The following is a 20,811-nucleotide window of genomic DNA, read 5'->3' on the forward strand; positions in this document are numbered from 1 at the left end:
TTTGTAATGTAAAATTATTAATTACTTTAGTGCCCAAGAAAAGCAATACATGCAAAACACAAGTTTCACATATTTTAATTTTTTCTATTTCTTTTTTAGCAAAGGGAATGAGGCATTGTATGTGTAATTTATAAGTATAAATTTTAATATAAAGTCTCGATGTAAATCGGGACTTTTTTTATATATGGTAAAAACAGTTTCAATTCAAGGTATAAAGGGGTCATTCCATCACATCGTTGCTAGAACGTATTTTGATAACGATGTAGAAATTGATGAATGCATGTCTTTCGACGCTGTAGTCGACAATCTTATTAATAAAAAAAGTGATGTGGCGATTATGGCTTTAGAGAATACTATAGCTGGATCAATTTTACCAAATTACGCATTAATAGATAAGTTTAATCTTCATATTATTGGAGAACACTATTTAGATATTCAGCATAATTTAATGGCTTATCCTGGTCAGAAGATTGAAGATATTAAAGAAGTGTATTCGCACCCAATGGCGTTATTACAATGTAAAACATTCTTTAAAGATTATCCGCACATTAAGCTGGTAGAAGATAAAGATACTGCTGAAACTGCCGAACGCATTACATCAAAACAATTAAAGGGTGTTGCTGCCATTGCAAGTAAAACTGCAGCAGAAATTTTTGGATTAGAAATTTTAGCTGAAAGTATTCAAACAATAAAAGAAAACGAAACACGATTTGTTATTGTAAAAACACAGAATTCTGTTTTGGATGAAAGTGAAATTACTAAAGCCTCTATCCGATTTGTGGTAGAACACAAACGTGGTAGCTTAGCAAGTGTTTTAAATGTATTAAGCGATTGTAGAATGAGTTTAACCAAAATACAGTCGTTACCAAAAATAGAAACGCCTTGGAAATATGCTTTTTTTGTAGACGTAACCTTCTTAAAATATAGCAATTTCGAGAAAGCAAAATCCATATTAGATATTATGGTGAAAGAATTTAAAGTACTTGGCGAATATAAAAATGCAAAATTATGATAACTGTAGCAAACAGGTTACAAACGGTCGAGGAATACTACTTTTCTAAGAAATTAAGAGAAGTAAATGCCTTAAAAGCAAGTGGAAAACCGATAATTAATCTTGGGATAGGAAGCCCAGATTTAATGCCACCACAACGTGTAATAGATGCTATTACCGAAAGTTTTAAACACCCAAATGTACACCAATATCAGAGTTATCAAGGCTTGCCAGAATTACGTGAAGCCATGGGCGAATTTTACAAAGCACAATTTGGTGTGGATGTAGACCCAGCGTCAGAAATTTTGCCTTTAATGGGGAGTAAAGAAGGAATTCTTCATATTTCTATGGCATTTTTAAATGCAGGCGATGAGGTTTTAATTCCAAATCCAGGATATCCAACATATGCATCGGTTACTAAATTAGTTGAAGCTAAAGCGGTGACTTACGATTTAGATGAAACCAACGGTTGGTTGCCAGATTTAGAGGCTTTAGAGCAAACAGATTTAAGTAAAGTAAAAGTGATGTGGGTTAATTATCCACATATGCCAACGGGAGCAAATGCAACCGAAGCACTATATGTAGAATTGGTTGCATTTGCAAAACGTAATGACATTTTAATTGTTAACGATAATCCATACAGTTTTGTATTAAACGAAAAACCGAAGAGTATTTTAAGTGTTCCTGGAGCAAAAGATATTTGTATCGAGCTTAATTCGTTAAGTAAAACCTTTAACATGGCAGGTTGGCGTGTAGGAATGGTTTTAGGAAATGCAGAACATTTAAGTGCTGTGCTTAAAGTTAAGAGTAATATGGATTCTGGTATGTTTTATGGTATTCAGAAAGGAGCAATTGAAGCTTTAAAAAGCACAAATATGTGGTTTAAAAGCTTAAATAGTGTCTACCAAAAACGTCGTGATTTAGTTTGGAAGCTAGCCGATTTATTAGGTTGCACTTACGATGTAAATGCAACAGGATTATTTGTATGGTCTAAATTACCAGAAGGTGTAGATGCCGAAACGTTTATTGATAAAATTTTATACGAGAATTCTATATTTATAACACCAGGAATTATTTTTGGTAGTCAAGGTAAAGGATATATCCGTTTTTCTTTATGTGCATCAGAGCAAGAATTAGAGGAGGCGATAACGCGAATTAAATTTCAAAATTAAATACTTATGGATAATATTGTAGTAATAGGTATTGGTTTAATTGGCGGAAGTATGGTGAAGGATCTTAAAAAGGTTCATCCAGAAACTAAAATAATAGGTGTAGATAAAAATCCTGAACATATTAATCAAGCTTTAGTAAGTGGGTTAATAGATAAAAAAGGAACTTTAGAATCTGTAAAAGATGCAGACCTTGTTATTTTGTCTATTCCTGTCGATGCTTCAGTAGCTTTACTGCCAGAAGTTTTAGACTTAGTTTCAGATCATACCTTGGTTATAGATGTTGGCTCTACCAAATTAGATTTTTGTAATAAAGTAGAACATCATGTAAATAGAAGAAACTATTTAGCATGTCACCCAATTGCAGGTACAGAATTTTCAGGACCTCAAGCGGCTATAAATGGTTTGTTTAAAGACAAAACAAATATAATTTGCGAAGTAGAAAAAACAGCATTCAAATTACAAGAAAGAGGTTTGCGTGTATTTTCTGACCTTGGGATGCGTATTCGATACATGAATCCGGAATCTCATGACAAACATATTGCATACGTCTCACATTTATCGCATATTAGCTCCTTTATGTTAGGAAAAACGGTTATCGATAAGGAACGTAATGAACGCGATATTTTCGATATGGCTGGCAGTGGATTTGCTTCTACAGTACGTTTGGCTAAAAGTTCACCAAATATGTGGACACCTATTTTTAAACAAAACAAAACTAACGTCATTGAGACATTAGATGAATATATTAACAACCTTAATCAATTTAAAATTTTATTAGAGAAAGATGACTTTGAAGCTATTTTTAACGAGATGAAAAACACAAATCGAATTAAAGATATTTTAAAAGGAATTGCTTAAAAAGTAGTAACATTATGGAAAACAAGAAAGAATTAAGAACCTGGTTAGACGATTTAAAATTAGATCATCCATTAGTAATAGCAGGTCCTTGTAGCGCAGAAACAGAAGAGCAAGTATTAAAAATTGCTAACGAGTTAAAAGATACAGATGTAAGCTATTTTAGAGCAGGAATTTGGAAGCCAAGAACTAGACCAGGAATGTTCGAAGGAGTTGGTGCTTTAGGTCTTAAATGGTTACAACGTGTTAAGGCAGAAACGGGAATGAAAATAGCTACAGAGGTAGCAAATGCAGCACACGTAAAATTAGCTTTAGAGCATGATGTCGATTTATTATGGATTGGTGCACGTTCTACAGTAAGTCCATTTATTGTTCAAGAAATTGCAGATGCTTTAGAAGGAACAGATAAAATTGTTTTAATTAAAAACCCAGTAAATCCAGATTTAGCATTGTGGTTAGGTGCTGTAGAGCGTTTAGCAACAGCTAATATTAAAAACTTAGGTGTTATTCATAGAGGATTTTCAACGTACGAAAAATCTAAATATAGAAATAATCCAGAATGGCAATTAGCGATTGAATTACAATCTAAATTCCCAGATTTACCAATAATTAACGACCCATCGCATATTACAGGGAAACGTGATATGATCTTTGATGTATGTCAAACTGCTTTAGATTTAAACTTTGATGGTTTAATGATTGAAACACACTACGATCCAGAAAATGCATGGAGTGATGCTGCACAGCAAGTTACACCTTCTGCGTTAGTTCAAATCATGAAAGATCTTAAGATTAGAAAAGAAACAGATACAGAAGCAGATTATATGGCTGCTTTAAGTAACCTGAGAGCTAAAATTGACGTTATCGATAATCAAGTTATCGATTTATTAGGAAAACGTATGGTTGTAGCAGATGGTATTGGTACTTTAAAACGTCAGAAAAACGTATCTGTATTACAAAGCAAGCGTTGGAATGAGATTTTAGGAGCAATGGTTATGGAAGGTCAAGAGCATGGTTTAAGTGAAGAATTTATCTTAAAAATGTTCAAGGCAATTCACCAAGAATCTATCAATCACCAAGAAAAAATAGTTAATAAATAAGACTCTTTTTTATGTATATTAAAAGGGCTCGCAATTGCGGGCCCTTTTTAGTAGGTATTATTTTGTTCTTTTAAAAATGTAGCGTGTCACAAAAATACCTTGTCCATCGTTAGTTCCTGCATCACTTTCAACAGCGCTAGTTACAAAAGCCAATTCCCAACCTTCTTCAGTCATAGTATTTATTTTAGAACTCACAACAGCGTCATTAGAAGCTATGTTTTGAAAACGAATTCCTGCAACATTATAAAAATTTAGAAGTTTAGTTTCTTCATAATTCTTCACACGTAAATCTCCTCGGTCAGATTTGTTTCTTTTAGATTCCTCAGTAGTTTGTTCTGATGTAAAATCTTTGTAATCACGTTCATCAACAGACGATATTAATCGAGACCGTCCTATTCCGTTAGGAACTATAGATTCAACAGATGTGATAATTTTGTATTCCACTTGTGCTATCATCTCTGTAAAGCAGATTAGACAAAAGAGAGTAGTAAATAATATTCGATTCATGAATTAATGTTTTAATATTAATGATATCGAATATAAAAGTTTTTGTACTAATTAAATTATTTTTTAGTCTTCAATTTTTGTGGCATCTTTGTAGTTCATGACAGGAACAGTATATAAATCAACAGGAAGCTGGTACACCGTAAAAACACCAAACGGTGAGACATACGACTGCCGTATAAAAGGGAAATTTAGACTTAAAGGCATTAAAAGTACCAATCCAATATCTGTTGGAGATGTCGTCGATTTTGAAATTGAAACTTTAGATAATGTCACTACAGGAGTAATACATCATATCCATGATCGTATGAACTATATTGTTCGTAAATCTGTAAACCTCTCCAAGCAGACGCACATCATCGCATCTAATATTGATCAGGTATTTTTATTAATTACTATTAATAATCCGCCTACACTTACAAGTTTTATAGATCGTTTCTTAGTCACCGCAGAGGCCTATTCTATTAAAACGGTTTTACTGTTCAATAAGATTGATGTATACGACGAAGAGACTATATTAGAAGTGCGTTACTTAGCTTCGGTATATAGAGCTATAGGTTACGAATGTATTGGAATATCTGCAGAAACAGGCAAAAATATTGATAAGGTAAAAGATTTAATGCTTGGAAAAGTGAGTATGTTTGCGGGCCATTCTGGAGTAGGAAAATCTACTTTAGTAAATGCTTTAGAACCTACGTTGGATTTAAAAACAAAAGCCATTTCTTCGCAACATATGCAAGGACAACATACAACAACCTTTGCTGAAATGTTCGATTTAAGTTTTGACGCAAGAATTATTGACACTCCAGGTATAAAAGGGTTTGGTGTGGTAGATATGGAAAAAGAAGAGATAGGAGATTATTTTCCTGAATTTTTCGCATTAAAACAAGATTGTAAATTTAATAACTGTCTTCATATCGAAGAGCCTAAATGTGCTGTAAAAGACGCTTTAGATCGTGATGAGATAGCATTCTCACGGTACAGAAGTTATGTGCAAATTGTAGAAGGTGAAGACGAACATTATCGTACCGATATTTGGGATAAAGAACAAGACGGATTTTAATGAAAGCAGTAATTCAACGCGTATCAAAAGCGAGTGTAACTATAGAAGGAGACATTGTTGCAAAAATATCTAACGGACTTTTAGTGTTATTAGGTATTGTAGGCGAAGACACTCAAGAAGACATTTCTTGGTTATCAAAAAAAATAGCAAACCTTCGCATTTTTGAAGATGAAGCAGGTGTTATGAATACCTCATTAATCGATTGTGGTGGAGATGCCATTGTTGTTAGTCAGTTTACACTTCAAGCAAGTACCAAAAAAGGAAACAGACCAAGTTATATTAAAGCGGCAAGACCCGAAGTTGCCATACCTTTGTATGAAGCTTTTGTAAGTCAGTTAGAGTTAGATTTAGGAAAGCAAGTGCAAACTGGTGAGTTTGGCGCAGATATGAAAGTCGAGCTGTTAAACGATGGTCCTGTAACCATAATTATAGATACCAAAAACAAAGAGTAATTAAACAATTAATGGGTTTATATCGCTTAGAAAATTATTACAAATGAATATTGAAGATGCACAATTAGCCGTAGATACTTGGATTAAAGAACACGGTGTACGTTATTTTAACGAACTTACTAATATGGCACAACTTACCGAAGAGGTTGGAGAAGTGGCTAGAATTATAGCAAGACGTTATGGCGAACAAAGTGAAAAAGAAAGTGATAAGAATAAAGATCTTGGCGAAGAATTAGCCGATGTTGTTTTTGTCGTGCTATGTTTAGCCAATCAAACAGGAGTTAATCTCCAAGAAGCGTTCGATAAAAAATTAGACCTAAAAACAAAGCGTGATCACGACAGACATCACAATAATAAAAAATTAAAATAGTATATAATGAATATCACTTTAGAGCAGTCTGAAATTATACAAGAACCACTACACGTTACCATTACAGGTTCGAAAAGTGAATCGAACCGTTTACTCGTTTTACAAGCTTTATTTCCAAATATTTCATTAGAAAATGTATCTAATTCAGATGATTCTGATGTGATGCAAATGGCTTTAAAATCTACAGACGATATAGTCGATATTCATCATGCAGGTACAACTATGCGTTTTCTTACCGCTTACTTTTCTAGTCAAGCTGGGAAATCGGTAACGCTAACTGGATCTAAACGTATGAAAGAGCGTCCGATTAAAATTTTAGTCGATGCCCTTCGTGATCTTGGAGCAGATATTACTTATGTTGAAAACGACGGCTTTCCACCTATAAAAATTTCAGGAAAAAAAATTACTCAAAATGAAGTAACGCTTAAAGCAAACGTAAGTAGTCAGTATATTTCTGCACTTATGTTAATTGGGTCGTCTTTAGAGCATGGTTTAAAACTGACTTTAGATGGAGAAATTACATCTGTGCCTTATATAAAAATGACATTGAATTTGTTACATCAATTAGGAATTGATGCCGAATTCGAAGGACAGGTTATTACAGTACAACCTAAACTAGATCCGGTAGATAAACAAACTTTAATAGTGGAGAGCGATTGGTCTTCGGCATCATACTTCTTTAGTATTGTGGCTTTAAGTGCAATTGGCACAACCATTACATTATCGGCATACAAAGATTCGTCGTTACAAGGCGATTCTGTTTTAGCTAAAATTTACAAACAGTTTGGTGTAGAAACGACGTTTAAAGACAATACGATTACGCTTCAAAAAGTGAGTCTTGTTTCTAAAGACACTGTAATCACTTTAGATTTAGTAAACGCACCAGATATTGCGCAAACTATTGCAGTCACTTGTTTCGGATTAGGAATTGCATGTGATTTATCTGGTTTACATACTTTAAAAATTAAAGAAACCGATCGTTTAGAAGCGCTAAAAACAGAGATTGAAAAACTAGGAGGACACGTATATGTTACCGATAAAACACTTGTTTTAGATGCTTCAGAAGTAATACAAGAAGATGTTGCAATCGATACTTATAACGACCATAGAATGGCTATGGCATTTGCACCTTTAGCACTTTGTACAAAATTACGCGTAAATGATGCTGAAGTGGTATCGAAATCTTACCCAGAATTTTGGTCTGATTTAGAAAAAATAGGCTTCAAAATTATAAAAAACTAAAAATTTTCGAAAATAAAGCGATTATTGGATGGGATTTGTCAAATAAGTCAATAATAAATAGCGATTTACTTGACAAGGCCTATCTTCAGATTGTATATTTGCATTTCCTTTTAACAATATTGAAGAACGAGTGTATTCTTTTTTTCAATATTTAAAAACAAAATATCAGAAAATGAAATTATCACACTTTAATTTTAATCTTCCACCAGAATTATTAGCAGAAGACCCGTCAGAGAATAGAGATGAGTCTCGCTTAATGGTATTAGATAGAAAAAATCAAACTATTGAACACAAACAGTTTAAAGACATCATTAATTATTTTGATGAGGACGATGTGATGATTTTAAACGATACAAAAGTTTTCCCTGCACGTTTATTTGGAAACAAAGAAAAAACCGGAGCACGTATCGAAGTATTTTTATTAAGAGAATTAAACGAAGAACAACGCCTTTGGGATGTTTTAGTAGATCCAGCTCGTAAAATTAGAATCGGAAACAAATTATATTTTGGAGATGACGATACATTAGTTGCTGAAGTTATTGATAACACAACCTCTAGAGGACGTACATTACGTTTCTTATACGATGGGTCTTATACAGAGTTTAGAAACAAACTTAAAATTTTAGGAGAAACACCACTTCCTAAATACATTCAGCGTGAGGTAAAACCAGAAGATGAAGAGCGTTACCAAACTATTTATGCTAAAAAAGAAGGGGCAGTAGCTGCACCAACAGCAGGATTACATTTCTCTAAACATTTACTTAAGCGTTTAGAAATTAAAGGTGTTAAGTTCGCAGATGTTACTTTACATGTTGGTTTAGGTACTTTTAACCCAGTAGAAGTAGAAGATTTATCTAAGCATAAAATGGATAGCGAAGAAGCTATTATCGAAGAGAAAGCCGTAAACATAATTAATACAGGAATTAAAGAAAAGAGACGTGTGTGTGCTGTAGGTACAACATCTATGCGTGCCATTGAAAGTTCTGTATCGTCTCACGGTACATTAAATGAATTTGATGGTTGGACAAATAAGTTTATTTTCCCGCCTTACGATTTTAGTATTGCCAATTGTATGATTACAAACTTCCATACGCCAAAATCGACGCTTCTAATGATGGTGTCTGCATTTGCAGGTCACGATTTTCTTAAGCGTGCTTATGATGAGGCTGTAAAAGAAGGGTACAAATTCTACAGTTATGGTGATGCGATGTTAATTATCTAAGTTATCACAAATCAAAATATTAAAAAGCCTTGTTCGTCAAGGCTTTTTTTATAGCATCTAAGTCGATGAAGATAAGAGATGCTAATTTCAATTTAATTACTTTTGCAGTATTATGGCAAACAAGAAAAAGGACGTTCGGGCATTAACAAAAGATCAACTTAGAGATTTTTTCGAATCTCAAGGCGATAAAGCATTTCGTGGAAACCAAGTGTATGAATGGTTATGGAGTAAAGGCGCTCATAGTTTCGACGATATGACCAACATTTCGAAAGAGACCCGACAAATGTTAGAGGATAATTTTGTAATTAACCACATAAAAGTCGATACCATGCAGCGTAGTAGCGATGGTACAGTTAAAAATGCGGTTCAGTTGCACGATGGGTTAGTAGTCGAGTCTGTTTTAATTCCAGCTAAAACCAGAACTACCGCTTGTGTCTCTAGTCAGGTGGGATGTAGTTTAGATTGTCTGTTTTGCGCTACTTCACGTTTAAAACGTATGCGTAATTTAAATCCAGACGAAATTTACGACCAAGTAGTTGCTATAGATAATCAGAGTAGATTGTATCAAGACCGACCACTAAGTAATATTGTGTTTATGGGTATGGGAGAACCACTTATGAACTACAATAATGTGATTAAGGCCATTGATAAGATTACAGATGTAGAAGGCTTGGGCATGTCTCCAAGACGTATTACGGTGTCTACTTCAGGTGTGCCAAAAATGATTAAAAAAATGGCAGACGACGAGGTTAAATTTAAACTTGCGGTGTCTCTGCATTCTGCAATCGATGAGGTTAGAACCTCAATTATGCCGTTTAACGCAACCTTCCCTTTAGCCGATTTACGTGAAGCCTTAGAATATTGGTACAGTAAAACTAAAAGCCGAATTACTTACGAATATGTAATTTGGAAAGGAATTAACGACAAAAGAAAAGATGTCGATGCGCTTGTCCAGTTTTGTAAATTCGCTCCGAGTAAAGTCAATTTAATAGAATATAATCCTATTGACGACGGACAATTTCAGCAAGCTCCAGACGATGCTATAAATATGTACGTAAAAGTACTCGAAGCAAACAACATTACGGTAACCATTAGACGTTCTAGAGGTAAAGATATCGATGCTGCTTGCGGGCAATTGGCGAATAAAAGCTAATTATAGCGCCAGATTTAATTACTCCAAAAGGAAGTAGATAAAACCTAATATAATTGACAATTGAATTATTACAATCAATATTTTGATGGGGTTTTTTGGATTCCTGGCAGAAATGAAAGAAAAATTATTGCTACTTTATTTATAGATAAGGATGGCAGTGCAACCATTTCTTCCTTGCAACCATTCGAAACTGAAACCGATATAACTGATAAATGGGGTGAAATAGAATTGGTTTTAGGTTATATAAATTGTCATAGCAATTCAAAAACTTATTCAGTAAAACTTTATAAAACATATAAATCGTCCCAATCAATTGGTTCGCTAGACAGAATCAAGTATAAATCAGACAACACATTAATTGCTACCGTATATGATGCGAAAATTGAAGCAAATCTTTACAAGATATTAATGCTTAGTTCTGATGAATTAAGTGATTGGATCCCAGTAACTGGTTTTGATTTTAATACAAATATAGATGGGAAATTCGAGATAAGCCATTTGTATATTCAACCAGATATTATTGAGTTATTTGAGAATAATGATTTTAGTGTTTATTTATATTTTCGAGCCTCTACAAATTTCCAGAGACGCAGAAAATCACACATTATAGAAACTGTTTTTATAAATATTGAGTTTAATAAACCTTTTGAAATAAAAGAATTATCAAAAATTAGAAAATCAATAGAGAGACTTTTTAGTTTGATTCTCTTCAAACCATTTTTATCTAATGTTACTGAAATTAGAACTGTAGGTCAAACAACATATAAAGACATAAAAAAATTAAATAAACTTGATTATGGTTTGGGTAAAGAAATTGAATTTGAAATTTTTACTAGTAATTCAGATGAAATATTTGAAAAATGGTTTAAAAAAAAAAACATTAGAATTAGCAATTATAAATTTTTTTAGTGTTTATGGTCAAAGGGGTGTTTTGATTGAAAATAAGTTTCTTACTTATATCTCAATTTTAGAAAACTATCATAAAAACCATATTGATAAAAATGGTTATTTGAAAACACGTTTAGAATATCTATTAAATGAATCAAGTTTAGCATTACATTTCAAAAAAATGGATAAATATTCAGAAAGGTTAAAAACCACAAGAAATTATCATGCTCATTTAGAAGAAAAACATAAAGAAAAGAGTTTAGATAGTGAAGAGATTCTAAAAACGAATTATTTACTTGAATTTGTAATCCGTGAAATATTTCTAAGAGAAATTGGAATTGATCATAAAGCGTTAATACCACATAACGTTGAAAGGTATATAATAGAATTAAATAATTAAAAAGTAAATCACATCAATGTTTTTGATTCATTACTAATACTTGCTTACATAAGAAAACCCTCATTAATTTTCTATTTACTAATATAGTTGTTCATAGTCACAACGAAATCATACTTAAGACCGTTAATGCACATTTTAAATGTAGTTTATAACATTCATTTTTATTAGGTTTGTATAGATTACTAATCCCTAAGATTTCTAGTTGAAAATAGTAGAGCAAATAAAGCAACCCATCGCTTACGAAATGGAACTTTTCGAACAAAAGTTCTTACTTTCTATGTCTTCGAAAGTCGCTTTACTAAATAGAATTACCCACTATATTGTAAATAGAAAAGGGAAACAAATGCGACCTATGTTCGTGTTTTTAGTCTCTAAAATGGTGTCTAATGGAGAGGTTAGTGAGCGTACCTATAGAGGTGCTTCGGTTATCGAACTTATACATACCGCCACTTTAGTGCACGACGATGTGGTGGACGATAGTAATAGACGTCGCGGATTCTTCTCTGTAAATGCGCTTTGGAAAAATAAAATAGCCGTTCTTGTTGGTGATTATTTGTTGTCCAAAGGCTTGTTATTGTCTATAGATAATAACGATTTCGATTTACTTAAAATTATCTCTATTGCCGTTCGCGAAATGAGCGAAGGCGAATTACTTCAAATAGAGAAAGCACGTCGTTTAGATATTACTGAAGATATTTATTACGAAATTATCCGTCAGAAAACAGCAACTTTAATCGCTGCATGTTGCAGTTTAGGTGCGGCTTCGGTTAAACCAGAATCTACTCATGTAGAAACCATGCGCAAATTTGGAGAGCTTATTGGAATGGCTTTTCAAATTAAAGATGATTTATTCGACTACGGTCAAGAAAAAATAGGTAAGCCTACAGGAATAGATATTAAAGAGCAAAAAATGACACTTCCCCTAATTCATGTGCTCAATAAAGTCTCTAAAAAAGACAGTAAATGGTTAATTAATTCTATTAAAAACCATAACAAAGATGCTAAACGCGTAAAAGAAGTGATTGCTTTTGTAAGGGAGCAAGGCGGACTGGATTATGCCGTAACCAAAATGAAAGCATTTCAGGAAGAAGCTTTAAAAATGTTAGAACCTTATCCGGAATCGCCTTACAAATCATCATTGATTTTAATGGTGAATTATGTCATCGAAAGAAAAAAATAAAATCTTCAGGCAACCTTTTACTTTGTTTTTGCGTCTTTATAAATAGAAGACCAAATGAAACCGCTTTTGAAAGTCATTCAGTTGCATAAAAACCAAAATCAGCTTATAAAACAGGCGCGTCAAAACAACCGTGAAGCTCAGCAAACGTTGTATAGTAGTCATGCGCCCAAAATGCTTAGCGTTTGCAGGTATTACATTAAAGATGTACACCACGCCGAAGAAGTGATGCTGAATGGTTTCTATAAAGTGTTTACACAATTACATACGTTTCAAGACAAAGGGTCTTTTGAGGGGTGGATTAGAAGAATTATGGTTCGGGAGTCTATTTCATTTTTAAGACAAAAGAAGCAAATCGTTTTTGCCGAAGTTGAACAAGAAACGGGAGATGTTTCTCCATTATCTAGCGACGATAATTTTGCAGTTGAAGATATTCAGATGCTTATAGATAGTTTGCCCGAAGGTTATAAAATGGTGTTTGTTATGTACGCTATAGAAGGCTATAAACATCATGAAATTGCCGAACTACTAAACATTTCAGAAGGGACTTCTAAATCGCAATTGTATAAAGCAAGGCAATTGCTTCAACAGCAGGTAAATGCACTAAATTCCGATAGTTATGGCATCAAATAATTTCGAAAATAAAATAAAAGCGTCTCTAGAAGAACGCCGTTTACAGCCATCTTCTAATTCGTGGGACAAATTGCAATCTCAATTAGATGCTCCGCAGAAAAAAAAGAATTCAAAACGCTATTGGGTAATGGCCATTGCAGCGAGTTTTATAGGTGTGTTATTGTTTAGTGCCTTATTTTTTAATTCTAATTCTACTACAGATTTACCGGTTGTGAATACTGAAACAATATCAAATACAACCACTGTAGTTGATACAGATTCTTTGGGTAATGATGAAGCAATAACTGAGGTTGAAGAACTTCAGAAAATACATATCGTTGAATCTGTTTCTGATGATAGCGTTGTGAATCAGCTTAAGAAAACAGTAAACACAAAGGCATTAAAATTAAATTCTGATACTAATGAAGTGGCTGAAATTCAGAATAAAATGAAGTCCGCTTTACAAGATTCTGTGTCAGAAATAGAAGACAATTCAAGTTTAGTTGCGCAAGAATCTATTGCAACAGAAGATTATATAGAGAACTTATTGCAGCAGGCAGAACAAGATGTTCTTGCAGATAAATCTATAAAACAAGCACAACAGACTGTAGATGCAGAAAAACTTTTAGAGCATGTAGAAAACGATATTGAGCATGGTTTTAGAGAGACTGTTTTCGATGCTGTGAAATCGGGATTCAAAAAAGTGAAAACCGCTGTTGTAGAACGTAATAATTAAAATATTTCATCATAAATCAACCATTAATCAAAAAACGAACAGTATGAACATCATTACTAAATTTATTCTTGCCCTCATTTTATTTTTTACCTTTCAACTCGGTATAGCTCAGGAAGTAAGTGTTGAGGTAACCACCGATTCATTAAATGTTAATGAAATTGAAGTTTTAAAAACCCAGAAAGAAGCTGTGCGCAATGAAGAAAAAGAATTGCTGAAACAGGAAGTCGAAGCCATTAATGAGAAAGTCGATTCGGGTTATATTACTATGGAAGAAGGTGAAATTTTAAAGAAAGAAATCGCTAAAAAACGTGCCTTAAATATTGAAAACCGCGTTGCGATAATCGATAATAAAATTGATTTGTTAGCACGTAATAACGAAGGCTATACTTTTAGTGATGATGGCCAAATTATTATTCGTATTGGTAGAAGTTTTGGTAAAGATACAATTGAAGATACCTCAATTTACATTGGGCCACGAGTTAAACCTAGTCCTAAATACGATAAGCGAACAACTAGCGATTTAGTATTTGCAATAGGTTTTAATAATGCCCTTATTGAAGACGAGAACTTAGGTGATTCTCCATATAAACTTGGTGGTTCTGGGTTTGTAGAATTAGGTTGGGCATGGAAAACACGTGTGTTCGAAAACTCTAATGCATTGCGTTTAAAATACGGATTCTCGTTTCAATGGAATAAATTAGATATAAAAAATAATATGTACTTCCGTGAAGATGGTGATCAGGTTGTTTTTGAAGAATTTCCTTTCGATGTGAAAAAATCGAAATTTAGAACAACAAATTTAGTATTTCCAGTGCATTTTGAATTCGGACCTTCAAAAAAGAAAGAATATGATGATTATTTTAGATACTCAACACATAAAAAATTTAAATTCGGAATTGGTGGTTACGGTGGATTTAATATTGCATCCCTTCAAAAAGTAAAATATTATGAAGATGGCCATAATCAGAAAAAGAAATATAAAGATTACGATGCTGTAAATAGCTTTGTCTATGGAGTTAGTAGTTATGTGTCTTTTGGAAGTGTTGGAGTTTATTTTAAATATGATTTATCACCTATATTTAGACATCAACAATTCGATCAGAACAATATATCGTTAGGTTTGCGTTTCGATATGGATTAAACACAAATTAAAAAGGCTTCAAAATAAATTGAAGCCTTTTCCGCTATTAATCAGTCGTTGTTTATAGGGAGTTAATACCTCCAACAACGGGCAATTCTAAGGTTGTTCCGTTTAAATCTACCGTTAATTCTGTTCCTGGTTCTGGTAGTAACGTAAATTGGTTATCACTAGAAAAAATCATAAGGCCAATTTGCTGCCCCTTTTTTATGATTTGATCATCTGGTTGCAAATCGAAAGCAACATTATAAAATTGGCCAGGAATTAAAGGTTCACTGTCACGAATCGATTTATAATTTTGTGGATCTGCCCATCCACGGGTAATAATATTATCGGTAATTGGCGCTTTTTTATTGGCGTTCCAAGGTAAAGATACTAACCAAACCGATAAGTTTGCAGCAGGTTTATTACTTGCTAATTTTATGTTGATTTTAGCAATACCAGAAAGATGTACATCCGATTTTAATTTTGGTGTAACATATAGTAATCTGTTATTAGATGTGCTTGAGTTTGCTAAAGAATTTCCTGAGAAACTAGCATCGTCTATAAGGGTTTCTTGTATAATTTCTTTTGGTTCTACAGTGCTTAATTCACCTGCCTTAGTTCCGCCAGCATGTAAGTGCAATGTAACGGGTTTAGCATTTGGATTAGGAAAGTCTTTATAAGCTGTTGGTTCACTGGGAGCATCACCCTCTCTAACAATCCAAGCTTTTGCATCGTTTTCAACACCATTATCTATACCGTGTAAATAATGTGTAAACCAACGATTCATCATAGTTATTGGTGGCGGTCCACCGTGCCCATATTGGTGGTAGTAAATTTGTGTTGGAAGTCCTTTCTCTTTAGCAGCCTTATAGATCCGATAACTGTGTTCTGGCATGACATTCCAATCATTAAATCCATGCGACATTAATAACGCCGCTTTCATAGGTTCCATATCGTTTAAATAATCTCGACCAGCCCAAAAATCGTTATAATCTCCAGATTGTCTATCCATACCATTTTTCATTTCGGTATCACGAACGGTTTTATTATTGTAAGCACGTTTCGATTCATCTCCGCTATGAATAAAATCATATAGAACATCGATGTCTTCACCAAGATATCCGCCCGGAGAACGAACTAAACCATTAGATCTGTAATAGTGATAATACGATGTATTTGGAGCTACAGGTATGATCGCTTCTAGACCATCAACTCCAGTTGTTGCTGCAGCCAAAGGTATTGTTCCATTATAAGATGTTCCCGTCATCCCTACTTTTCCAGTCGACCAATATGCCTCTACAGTTTCTGTACCATCTGGGGTGGTATAACCTTTGGCGCGGCCGTTTAACCAATCGATTACTGCTTTTGGTGCCAATGATTCATTATCACCACCAACAGTAGGAGCACCTTGCGATAAACCAGTTCCTGGAGAAGATGAATGTACAACGATATACCCACGTGGAACCCACGTTTTAATTTGTGAATTAGAAATTACTGGGCGCTCACCAACACGAACAACTTCTGGGTGAACACGAGGTTTTTCCTCAGCTCCAATTTCATGATTTACATCCCAAAATAAGCCAGGGACGTCCGAAGCTACACCAGCATAATATGGACTAGACTCATAAACTATAGGAAGTTTTAAACCTTCGGTATCTGTTTGTTTTGGTCGAGTAACAGCAACGTGCATACGGTCTGTTTTGCCATCACCATCGGTGTCGAATTCTGTTTCTACCCATAGATCATGTCTAATCCAATCTTCTGGATTGTTAAAAGATTTTACTATTTGGGCTTCACCATTTTTAAATATAGGTGTAGCCTTGTCTTGGGCAATGGTATTAAGAGTTAATAAAAATGAAATACAGAGTAGGGAAAAAAGTGTATTTTTCATTCGTTGCTATTAGAAAGGTTATGTTTAGCTAATAAAGTTAATACATTGTCCTTAATTATGGGGTGCGATTTTTATATAAAATGTACTGTTTACTAAGGAAAATCTAATAAGACTTGAGTTTTTATATTAAAATCTAATTTTATTAGGTTTACAGTTGATTGATATGTTAATTGTGAACATTGAATGATTAAGACTAGGCTTCATAATTGTCTTAATCGATCTTTTAAAATATCTTTGTAATTCAATTTTCATAATTTTAAAACCCGATCTCCTTGATTTCAAAATCCTCTATAGACACTGTATTTGAAGCTTCACGATTAGAAGAAGTTATTGGTGATTTTGTACAATTAAAAAAAGCTGGAAGTAATTATAAAGGACTAAGTCCGTTTAGTGACGAACGTTCTCCAAGTTTTGTAGTGTCTCCAGTGAAACAAATTTGGAAAGATTTTTCAAGCGGAAAAGGAGGAAATGTTGTGGCCTTTTTAATGGAACACGAACATTTTACATATCCAGAAGCCATAAAATATTTGGCTAGAAAATACGGAATTGAAATTGAAGAAACCGAACAAACAAACGAAGAAAAAGAAAAGCAAGATACACGCGAAAGTTTGTATTTGGTTAGTGAATTTGCCAATACCCATTTTCAAAAAGTTATGCATAAAACCGATGCTGGTCAGGCAATTGGTTTAAGCTATTTTAAAGAACGTGGTTTTACACCCGAAACGATTAAGGCATTTGGTTTAGGGTATTCGTTAGACGAGTGGCAAGGGTTTTCAGACGAAGCTTTAAAGAAAGGCTATAAATTAGAGTTTCTTGAAAAAACGGGACTTACTATAGTGAAAGGTGAGAAATATTTCGATCGTTTTAAAGGTCGTGTTATGTTTCCTATCCAGAGTATGAGTGGTCGTGTGTTAGGATTTGGTGGACGTATTTTAACAAATGATAAGAAGGCTGCGAAATATATGAACTCGCCAGAAAGTGAGATTTATTATAAAAGTAAAGTCCTTTACGGAATTTATCACGCCAAGCAAAGTATCGCAAAAGAAGATAATTGCTTTTTAGTTGAAGGGTATACCGATGTGATTCAGTTTCACCAAACGGGAATAACTAACGTGGTGTCGTCTTCTGGTACGGCATTAACTCCAGAGCAAATTCGATTAATAAATAGACTGACAAAAAATATTACGGTGTTGTTCGATGGTGATGCTGCGGGTATGCGTGCGTCTATTCGTGGAATTGATTTAATTCTGGAACAAGGTATGAATGTTCGTGTGTGTTCTTTTCCGCAAGGCGAAGATCCAGATAGTTTTGCTAGACAAAATACAGAAGAAGAATTACGTACCTATTTAGAAGAGAATGCAAAAGATTTTATTCAGTTTAAGGCTGGATTATTAGTTCAAGACGCTAAAAATGACCCTATAAAAAAGGCTGAAACCATTCGCGATATTATACAGAGTATTTCTAAAATCCCAGATCGTATTAAACAAGAAGTGTATTTGCAAGAATGTGCCAGAATAATGGATATTAGCGAATCGGTATTGTTTAGTTCTTTAGCCCAAATGGGAAGTAAAGATTCTAAAAAACCATCTAGTGGAGGCGGAAATAGTAACAGTGGTAGTTATGGTGGAGGCGGTAGCTATGGAGGTAGTAGCCAAGAGCCACCACCAGATTTTTTTGAAGTTATTAGAAATGAAGATCAACCTAATAATAAGGTTGATGTGCAATATCTTTTAGAACGAAAAATTATCGAAATCTTGTTGCTTTACGGAAACAGAGAAGAAGATTTTGAAGATTTAATTTTAAAAGAAAACGACAAAGGCGATTTAGAATTGGAGCCCGTAGTGCAACAAGCAAAAGTGTTTGAGAAAATATTTTTAGATCTTCAAGAAGATGAAATGCAGTTTGGTAACGAAACTTTTAAGACGCTGTATTATACAATTATTGATAAGCTAAACCAGAATCCAGATTTTGTTTTAGAACAATTTGTAAATACGGTAGACATGCATTTGTCTCAAGAAATAACAAGTATTTTAATGGAGGATGAGCGCCACACCTTACACGATTGGGAACGTAACAATATCTTCCCTAAATCGAAAACTGAAGGTGTAGCACAGCTTGTAAGTGAAACAATTTTAAGTTTGCGTTGTTTTTTAATCGACCAGAAAGTAAAAGAATTTCAGCAGGTTACCTTAGAAAATAAACATGACACAAACCGAAATATACTTGAAGAAGTCAAGGATTATTACGGTCTTAAAATGTTATTGTCTCGAAAATTAACTCGGGTGTTATGATTCTAAAAGCTTAGCTTGGTTAAGCAAATCGACCAAGTTAGACGCATTTAGTTTTTTCATTAAACGTGCTTTGTAGGTGCTTACTGTTTTCTCGTTTATATCTAATTCTTGAGCAATTTCCTTATTTTTCTTCCCAATAGAAAGTAATTTTAGTACTTCTACCTCGCGAGTGGATAGTTTTTTATAGAACGATCCTGTTCTATTAACACGTTCTCCAAATGCTAGACGGTGTGTTAAATCGTTACTTAAATAAATACCTCCTTGATTAATTTTTAAAATGGCTTCACGAAGGGTTAAAATATTGGCTGTTTTAGAAATATAACCCGAGGCTCCAGCTTTTATAGAGCTCATTGCATAAACTTCTTCAGGGTGCGTGCTAAAAATTAAGACTTTAACGTTTGGATATTCTTTTTTTAAGCGTCTTAATGCCGTGATACCGTTAAGTTTAGGCAGGTCGATTTCAGAAATTAAAATGTCTACTGTATTATTTTTTAGAAAATCGAAAATAGATTCACCATCATCTACACCACCTTCAACTTGGATGACAGGTGATGTTAAAAATAATAATTCTAGTCCTTTCCGGATAATAGGGTGGTGGTCGGCTACCAACAGTTTAATCATAATTTAGGTGGTTTTAAAATTAACGACTGTTGGGGCAGCAGATTTCATATAGAAATCCAGTCAATGTAAATATAGAAAAAAGTATTTATTATAAGGTTTGTTTTACTTTAAATTATCGGGAATAATACATACTGGTATTGGGTCCATCTTATGTTTGTTAGAGGTGTTGAATCTCTTGTATATCGTGAAAACTTCTTGTTCGCGTCCAGAAAAATCATCGGCAGTTTTACCTTGGTCAGACATGGTCATTGCCCATTCTAATTCCGGATAAGATGCTCCTATTTGGTCTTCATCGCTTCTTGCATCTCCAAATAAACCATCGCTAGGTGCTGCTTCAATAATTGAGGCCGGAACATTTAAAACTTTAGCTAGTGCATAGACTTCAGATTTCATTAAATCGGCAATCGGACTTAAATCGACACCACCATCTCCGTATTTGGTGTAAAACCCAACGCCAAAATCTTCAACTTTATTTCCTGTTCCTGCAACTAGTAATCCTTGTAATCCTGCATAGTAATATAAAGTAGACATACGTAAACGCGCTCTGGTATTGGCAAGTGCCATGGCCACGGTAGCATCTGCACCTTCTAAAGAGACTTCTGTTTTAAACTCTTCAAAAACGGGTGTTAAGTCTACGCGTGTGTCTCTTACATTGTCAAATCTTTCGCTAAGTTGTTTAATATGTTCTACAGCTCTCGAAACATGGCTAGGTGCTTGATGAATTGGCATCTCTACACATAATACATCTAAGCCTGTAAGCGCACATAATGTAGAGGTTACGGCAGAATCAATTCCGCCAGAAATTCCAATTACAAAACCTTTAACTTTGGCGTTTTGGGCATAATCTTTTAACCAATTAACGATGTGATCTACAATTTTTTCTGTTTGCATTTTTCAAGGATTTTATACAAAGAATCTTACCTTTGCCTAACAAAAATAAACGAAACG

General features: G+C 33.9%; 21 protein-coding genes. 17 read left to right on the forward strand and 4 right to left on the reverse strand.

Features of this window, described 5'->3' with window-relative positions:
• The first annotated feature begins 184 nt into the window (after positions 1 to 184).
• From BN863_RS01885 to BN863_RS01900, 4 genes are read left to right on the forward strand one after another with little or no spacing between them, the layout of a single operon-like run.
• Complete coding sequence (locus tag BN863_RS01885; RefSeq protein WP_038526804.1) at positions 185 to 1,012, forward strand: prephenate dehydratase; 828 nt, start codon at positions 185 to 187, stop codon at positions 1,010 to 1,012.
• Positions 1,009 to 2,163, forward strand: a complete 1,155-nt coding sequence (locus tag BN863_RS01890) for a pyridoxal phosphate-dependent aminotransferase (protein WP_038526806.1) — start codon at positions 1,009 to 1,011, stop codon at positions 2,161 to 2,163. The genes BN863_RS01885 and BN863_RS01890 overlap by 4 nt, the downstream gene beginning before the upstream one ends.
• Positions 2,164 to 2,169: 6 nt before the next feature.
• Positions 2,170 to 3,021 (forward strand): prephenate dehydrogenase, encoded by an 852-nt coding sequence (locus BN863_RS01895; RefSeq protein ID WP_038526808.1) that lies wholly within the window; start codon positions 2,170 to 2,172, stop codon positions 3,019 to 3,021.
• A 14-nt stretch (positions 3,022 to 3,035) separates the two neighbouring features.
• Positions 3,036 to 4,118, forward strand: a complete 1,083-nt coding sequence (locus BN863_RS01900; RefSeq protein WP_038526810.1) for a bifunctional 3-deoxy-7-phosphoheptulonate synthase/chorismate mutase type II — start codon at positions 3,036 to 3,038, stop codon at positions 4,116 to 4,118.
• Between the two features lie 57 nt (positions 4,119 to 4,175).
• On the opposite strand, the gene BN863_RS01905 is transcribed toward BN863_RS01900, so the two are convergent.
• Entirely contained in the window at positions 4,176 to 4,625 is a 450-nt protein-coding gene (locus tag BN863_RS01905; protein ID WP_038526812.1) for a hypothetical protein, read from the reverse strand.
• 97 nt (positions 4,626 to 4,722) lie between these two features.
• Between BN863_RS01905 and rsgA the strand changes: the two genes are divergently transcribed.
• From rsgA to BN863_RS01965, 12 genes are all read left to right on the forward strand, one after another.
• Positions 4,723 to 5,685 carry a ribosome small subunit-dependent GTPase A gene (gene rsgA / locus BN863_RS01910; RefSeq protein WP_038526815.1) on the forward strand — a complete coding sequence of 321 codons (963 nt, stop codon included), beginning with the start codon at positions 4,723 to 4,725 and terminating at the stop codon, positions 5,683 to 5,685.
• The gene (gene dtd, locus BN863_RS01915; protein ID WP_038526818.1) at positions 5,685 to 6,137 is read left to right on the forward strand and encodes a D-aminoacyl-tRNA deacylase; all 453 of its coding nucleotides are present in this window, start codon (positions 5,685 to 5,687) and stop codon (positions 6,135 to 6,137) included. The genes rsgA and dtd overlap by 1 nt, the downstream gene beginning before the upstream one ends.
• 43 nt (positions 6,138 to 6,180) lie before the next feature.
• Positions 6,181 to 6,507, forward strand: a complete 327-nt coding sequence (locus tag BN863_RS01920; RefSeq protein WP_038526821.1) for a nucleotide pyrophosphohydrolase — start codon at positions 6,181 to 6,183, stop codon at positions 6,505 to 6,507.
• 6 nt (positions 6,508 to 6,513) lie between these two features.
• Positions 6,514 to 7,749: a 3-phosphoshikimate 1-carboxyvinyltransferase gene (locus tag BN863_RS01925; protein ID WP_038526823.1), complete on the forward strand. Its 1,236-nt coding sequence runs from the start codon at positions 6,514 to 6,516 to the stop codon at positions 7,747 to 7,749.
• A gap of 172 nt (positions 7,750 to 7,921) precedes the next feature.
• Positions 7,922 to 8,971, forward strand: coding sequence for a tRNA preQ1(34) S-adenosylmethionine ribosyltransferase-isomerase QueA (queA, locus tag BN863_RS01930; RefSeq protein ID WP_038526826.1), 1,050 nt, complete (start codon positions 7,922 to 7,924; stop codon positions 8,969 to 8,971).
• A gap of 112 nt (positions 8,972 to 9,083) precedes the next feature.
• Positions 9,084 to 10,124 (forward strand): 23S rRNA (adenine(2503)-C(2))-methyltransferase RlmN, encoded by a 1,041-nt coding sequence (gene rlmN / locus BN863_RS01935; protein ID WP_038526829.1) that lies wholly within the window; start codon positions 9,084 to 9,086, stop codon positions 10,122 to 10,124.
• A gap of 60 nt (positions 10,125 to 10,184) precedes the next feature.
• A complete protein-coding gene (locus BN863_RS01940; RefSeq protein WP_038526831.1) occupies positions 10,185 to 11,033 on the forward strand; it encodes an ApeA N-terminal domain 1-containing protein in 849 nt (282 codons plus the stop codon).
• Complete coding sequence (locus BN863_RS01945; RefSeq protein WP_148304554.1) at positions 10,978 to 11,412, forward strand: HEPN domain-containing protein; 435 nt, start codon at positions 10,978 to 10,980, stop codon at positions 11,410 to 11,412. The genes BN863_RS01940 and BN863_RS01945 overlap by 56 nt, the downstream gene beginning before the upstream one ends.
• A 202-nt stretch (positions 11,413 to 11,614) precedes the next feature.
• Complete coding sequence (locus BN863_RS01950; RefSeq protein ID WP_038526837.1) at positions 11,615 to 12,592, forward strand: polyprenyl synthetase family protein; 978 nt, start codon at positions 11,615 to 11,617, stop codon at positions 12,590 to 12,592.
• A gap of 54 nt (positions 12,593 to 12,646) precedes the next feature.
• The gene (locus BN863_RS01955; protein ID WP_242404063.1) at positions 12,647 to 13,222 is read left to right on the forward strand and encodes an RNA polymerase sigma factor; all 576 of its coding nucleotides are present in this window, start codon (positions 12,647 to 12,649) and stop codon (positions 13,220 to 13,222) included.
• Positions 13,209 to 13,937, forward strand: a complete 729-nt coding sequence (locus BN863_RS01960; RefSeq protein WP_038526840.1) for a hypothetical protein — start codon at positions 13,209 to 13,211, stop codon at positions 13,935 to 13,937. The genes BN863_RS01955 and BN863_RS01960 overlap by 14 nt, the downstream gene beginning before the upstream one ends.
• 43 nt (positions 13,938 to 13,980) lie before the next feature.
• Positions 13,981 to 15,078 carry a hypothetical protein gene (locus BN863_RS01965; protein WP_038526843.1) on the forward strand — a complete coding sequence of 366 codons (1,098 nt, stop codon included), beginning with the start codon at positions 13,981 to 13,983 and terminating at the stop codon, positions 15,076 to 15,078.
• A gap of 61 nt (positions 15,079 to 15,139) precedes the next feature.
• Here the strand turns inward: BN863_RS01965 and BN863_RS01970 are convergent, their stop codons facing one another.
• Positions 15,140 to 16,951 carry a Xaa-Pro dipeptidyl-peptidase gene (locus BN863_RS01970; RefSeq protein WP_038526846.1) on the reverse strand — a complete coding sequence of 604 codons (1,812 nt, stop codon included), beginning with the start codon at positions 16,949 to 16,951 and terminating at the stop codon, positions 15,140 to 15,142.
• A 272-nt stretch (positions 16,952 to 17,223) separates the two neighbouring features.
• Between BN863_RS01970 and dnaG the strand changes: the two genes are divergently transcribed.
• On the forward strand, positions 17,224 to 19,242 hold the full coding sequence (gene dnaG, locus BN863_RS01975; RefSeq protein ID WP_038526849.1) for a DNA primase: 2,019 nt from the start codon (positions 17,224 to 17,226) through the stop codon (positions 19,240 to 19,242).
• Here dnaG and BN863_RS01980 read toward each other — a convergent pair.
• Positions 19,237 to 19,863, reverse strand: coding sequence for a response regulator (locus BN863_RS01980; RefSeq protein ID WP_038526850.1), 627 nt, complete (start codon positions 19,861 to 19,863; stop codon positions 19,237 to 19,239). The two genes, dnaG and BN863_RS01980, sit on opposite strands and share 6 nt — an antisense overlap.
• A gap of 102 nt (positions 19,864 to 19,965) precedes the next feature.
• Positions 19,966 to 20,754: an NAD(+) synthase gene (gene nadE, locus BN863_RS01985; RefSeq protein ID WP_038526853.1), complete on the reverse strand. Its 789-nt coding sequence runs from the start codon at positions 20,752 to 20,754 to the stop codon at positions 19,966 to 19,968.
• Positions 20,755 to 20,811: the final 57 nt, after the last annotated feature.

The organism is Formosa agariphila KMM 3901, from assembly GCF_000723205.1.
GTDB lineage: Bacteria > Bacteroidota > Bacteroidia > Flavobacteriales > Flavobacteriaceae > Formosa > Formosa agariphila.

Coding starts and splice junctions, on each gene's coding strand:
- BN863_RS01925 (WP_038526823.1), top strand. CDS start 6,514: ATGAATATCACTTTAGAGCAGTCTGAAATTATACAAGAACCACTACAC.
- dtd (WP_038526818.1), top strand. CDS start 5,685: ATGAAAGCAGTAATTCAACGCGTATCAAAAGCGAGTGTAACTATAGAA.
- BN863_RS01960 (WP_038526840.1), top strand. CDS start 13,209: ATGGCATCAAATAATTTCGAAAATAAAATAAAAGCGTCTCTAGAAGAA.
- BN863_RS01965 (WP_038526843.1), top strand. CDS start 13,981: ATGAACATCATTACTAAATTTATTCTTGCCCTCATTTTATTTTTTACC.
- BN863_RS01905 (WP_038526812.1), bottom strand. CDS start 4,625: ATGAATCGAATATTATTTACTACTCTCTTTTGTCTAATCTGCTTTACA.
- rsgA (WP_038526815.1), top strand. CDS start 4,723: ATGACAGGAACAGTATATAAATCAACAGGAAGCTGGTACACCGTAAAA.
- BN863_RS01890 (WP_038526806.1), top strand. CDS start 1,009: ATGATAACTGTAGCAAACAGGTTACAAACGGTCGAGGAATACTACTTT.
- BN863_RS01895 (WP_038526808.1), top strand. CDS start 2,170: ATGGATAATATTGTAGTAATAGGTATTGGTTTAATTGGCGGAAGTATG.
- BN863_RS01970 (WP_038526846.1), bottom strand. CDS start 16,951: ATGAAAAATACACTTTTTTCCCTACTCTGTATTTCATTTTTATTAACT.
- queA (WP_038526826.1), top strand. CDS start 7,922: ATGAAATTATCACACTTTAATTTTAATCTTCCACCAGAATTATTAGCA.
- BN863_RS01885 (WP_038526804.1), top strand. CDS start 185: ATGGTAAAAACAGTTTCAATTCAAGGTATAAAGGGGTCATTCCATCAC.
- rlmN (WP_038526829.1), top strand. CDS start 9,084: ATGGCAAACAAGAAAAAGGACGTTCGGGCATTAACAAAAGATCAACTT.
- BN863_RS01955 (WP_242404063.1), top strand. CDS start 12,647: ATGAAACCGCTTTTGAAAGTCATTCAGTTGCATAAAAACCAAAATCAG.
- BN863_RS01900 (WP_038526810.1), top strand. CDS start 3,036: ATGGAAAACAAGAAAGAATTAAGAACCTGGTTAGACGATTTAAAATTA.
- nadE (WP_038526853.1), bottom strand. CDS start 20,754: ATGCAAACAGAAAAAATTGTAGATCACATCGTTAATTGGTTAAAAGAT.
- BN863_RS01980 (WP_038526850.1), bottom strand. CDS start 19,863: ATGATTAAACTGTTGGTAGCCGACCACCACCCTATTATCCGGAAAGGA.
- BN863_RS01920 (WP_038526821.1), top strand. CDS start 6,181: ATGAATATTGAAGATGCACAATTAGCCGTAGATACTTGGATTAAAGAA.